At 41.1% G+C, this 3298-nt stretch carries 3 protein-coding genes; 1 reads left to right on the top strand and 2 read right to left on the bottom strand.

The genetic code is table 11. The annotated features are described in order from the left end of the window. The first annotated feature begins 62 nt into the window (after positions 1-62). The gene (locus B4237_RS09945; RefSeq protein ID WP_278596627.1) at positions 63-1115 is read left to right on the top strand and encodes an aromatic ring-hydroxylating oxygenase subunit alpha; all 1053 of its coding nucleotides are present in this window, start codon (positions 63-65) and stop codon (positions 1113-1115) included. An 83-nt stretch (positions 1116-1198) separates the two neighbouring features. On the opposite strand, the gene B4237_RS09940 is transcribed toward B4237_RS09945, so the two are convergent. Further along, positions 1199-2731, bottom strand: a complete 1533-nt coding sequence (locus tag B4237_RS09940) for a pyridoxal phosphate-dependent decarboxylase family protein (RefSeq protein ID WP_278596626.1) — start codon at positions 2729-2731, stop codon at positions 1199-1201. A gap of 3 nt (positions 2732-2734) precedes the next feature. Continuing rightward, on the bottom strand, positions 2735-3298 hold a 564-nt coding region (locus B4237_RS09935; protein ID WP_286942938.1), incomplete at its 5' end, for an aminotransferase class III-fold pyridoxal phosphate-dependent enzyme.

Genomic DNA, 3298 nt, shown 5'->3' with positions numbered 1-3298 from the left:
GAACAGTAAATGTCAACAGACCCTGATCTATATTTGATTTAAATAGATAGAAAGATCAGATCATGAACACAAAAACCATCGCAACATTTAATCCAGATTTGCCCGTTCACATGACATTTTCAGAGCATGATTGGCACTTGCTCGCTCAACACTGGTATCCAATTGCCTTAGCCCGTGATATTTCAGAACAACCTACTGCCGCAATGTTGCTCGATATGCCGCTGGTCATCTACAAAATGGCCGATCAACTGGTTGTCGCCAAAGATGCTTGTCCACATCGTGGAGTTCCTCTGAGTTTAGGCCATAATGATGGTAATGGTATTGTTTGTCGCTATCATGGTTTACGTTTTGGTGAAAATGGAAAATGCAACCGTATTCCAGCCCACCCTCAACACAAGATCTCTGAACGCTTTCATTTAAAAACTTATGCTGCGCTAGAAAAATATGGGCTGATCTGGTGCAACCTCACAGCTACATCTGATGCTTTAGCAAATATTCCTGAAATGCCTTACTGGGAACATACTGATTTTCAACAATTGGTTTGTCCGTCTGTTGATCTAAATTGTTTTGCAGGTCGACAACTTGAAGGATTCATTGATGTCGCACATTTTGCATGGGTACATCCTGATACTTTTGGGGATCCAGAGAATGTCGAAGTTCCTGATTACGTGACAACTGAAACAACATATGGTTTTGAAGCAGATTACATTAGTAGCGTCGGGCGTTATCCAATAGGTACAGATCAACGTGGCAAAGACGGCTTTCAATGGTTGAGACATTTCGAGATCAGCCTACCTTTTACAGCCACGCTGACAATTCATTTTCCTAACGAGACTAAACAAGTAATTATGAATGCCGCGTCGCCAGTATCTGCCCGAAAAACACGTCTGTTTGCGCCGATCTGTCGTAATTATGACAAGGATTTACCAATTGAGGAGGCTTATAAATTTAATCTAGAAATTTTTGAAGAAGACCGACTGATTGTTGAAACACAAAAACCTGAATATTTACCATTAGACTTATCCATGGAAGCTCATTTTCCAGCAGATCGCAGTTCAAGCATGTATCGAAAACTATTGCGAAAAATGGGATTCAGTCCAATTTTTGCAGCCTAATATAATTTTCTAAAAATTTATAAATAAAAAAAGAGGTCTTGCAAAGACCTCTTTTTTTATTGGCATATCAAATTAAATTGCAATTAATCAATCGCAGGAACATAAGTACCAGCAACAATTGCATCTTTAATACGATCGGCTTCTGCAAGTACAAGCGCAAGCAAGTTTTGAACGTTTTCAAGTGTCGCAACTGGGCTTAAAGTCGTCATCTTCAATGACTGAACATTACCCACTTTTGTTACACCGATATTTGCTTCACCACGTGCAAATAATTCATCTGCAACGTTTTGATTCAAGCTATCAATAAACTCTGTAGGATAACCTTCTGGCATCACACGGAACAACACTGAAGCGAATTGTGGTTCGATCAACAACTCAAGACCCGCAGTTGCTTTGATATAATCAGCAACTTCACGCGTTAACTTCACACCGTGATCGATCATTGAACCATAAAGCTCTTCGCCTAATGCCTCTACAGTCATCCACAATTTCAATGCATCAAAACGACGAGTTGTTTGCAATGATTTAGAAACTAGGTTTGGAACCCCGTGTTCTTCATCATAAGCAGAGTTCAAATATTCTGCTTCGTAATGCATAAAGCGATAGTTTGCCTCATCTTTCAATAAGAAAGCGCCACAGCTAATGCTTTGGAAATAATGCTTATGGAAATCTAGTGTGATCGAATCAGATAACTCGATACCATCTAACATTGCACGATGATCATTTGAAAGAATCAGTGCACCGCCCCAAGCCGCATCAATGTGCATCCATGAACCATATTTATTGGTAATTTCACGGATTTTCTTGAGTGGATCAATCGCGCCAGCATCTGTTGTACCTGCGGTCGCAACGACACAAGCAACAATTTTACCTTCAGATTGAAGATGAGCCATAGTTTTTTCTAACACATCTGCATCCATTTGAGCATTTTCGTTTACAGGTACTGTAACTACTGACTGGAAGCCCATGCCCATCATCGCCATGTTTTTTTGCACAGAGAAATGTGCATTTTCAGAACAAATGACTTTGACGTTTCTCATTGCTTCAGCTGGAACACCATCACGCTGAACAGACCATGGCTTACCATTTTCGTCTTTCCAGTTTTTCGAGATACACCAGTCACGAGCAAGTAACACACCCATTAAGTTCGACTGCGTACCGCCAGAGGTGAATACACCTGCTTGACCTGCACCATAACCCACTTTTTGGCGAAGCCAATCGATGAGTTGAACTTCCATCAATGATCCAGCAGGACTTTGGTCCCAAGAATCCATTGATTGGTTCGTCGCATTAATTAACACTTCCGCGATTTGGCTCATCACCATAGTTGGGCAGTGTAAATGTGCGAGTGAATGTGGATGATGTACTTTTAAGCTTTTATTGAGAAAAAGCTCAACCATACGTTGTAATGATTGCTGTACACCCAAACCTTCTTTTGAAGGATTAAAAGAAATTGCTGCTCGCAAATCTTTAATGCTTCCGCCCGTGTACATTTTGTCGTTTTGCAACCATGCTGAAACGGCATTCACCGCCTCGCCCATTGCTGACTGATAGTCAGCAATAGATTGAGCATCATTGCAGAGTAACGCTTTACGATGTTCTGCAAAATCAACCATGGTTTAGCCTCGTACTGCTTTTAATGCTTCAGCAATCGCTTTCTTAAAGCGAGCAATGACTTCAACACATTCATCTTGATTGATGATTAACGGGCAAAGTAAACGAATTACTGTACCGTTACGACCACCTTTCTCAAGCAATAATTTGTTGTTGAAACATGCTGCCTGAATTGCTGCTGCTAACTGAGCATCAGCAGGATGAGAACCCATATGATCAGCAGGTTTACGCTCATCAATGATCTCAATACCGATCATTAAACCGCGACCACGAACATTACCAATGCATGGGAATTCTTGAGCAAGTTTTTTCAACTCAGCTTGTAAGAAATCACCACGCTCTTGTGCATTTTGAGCAAGGTTTTGTTCTTTGATCACTTGCAATGAAGCTAAGCCTGTACCCATTGCGAGTTGGTTACCGCGGAATGTACCTGAATGTGTACCTGGCTGCCATGCATCAAACTTACGTTTAATACCTAATACTGCCAATGGTAAGCTACCGCCAACCGCTTTTGACATCACTACAACATCAGGCTCGATCCCAGCATGTTCAAAGGCAAACATTTTACC

The sequence above is a fragment of the Acinetobacter sp. UBA6526 genome, from assembly GCF_002434875.1.
In the GTDB taxonomy this organism is placed as follows: domain Bacteria; phylum Pseudomonadota; class Gammaproteobacteria; order Pseudomonadales; family Moraxellaceae; genus Acinetobacter; species Acinetobacter venetianus.
This window is presented reverse-complemented; position numbering and strand designations above follow the sequence as displayed.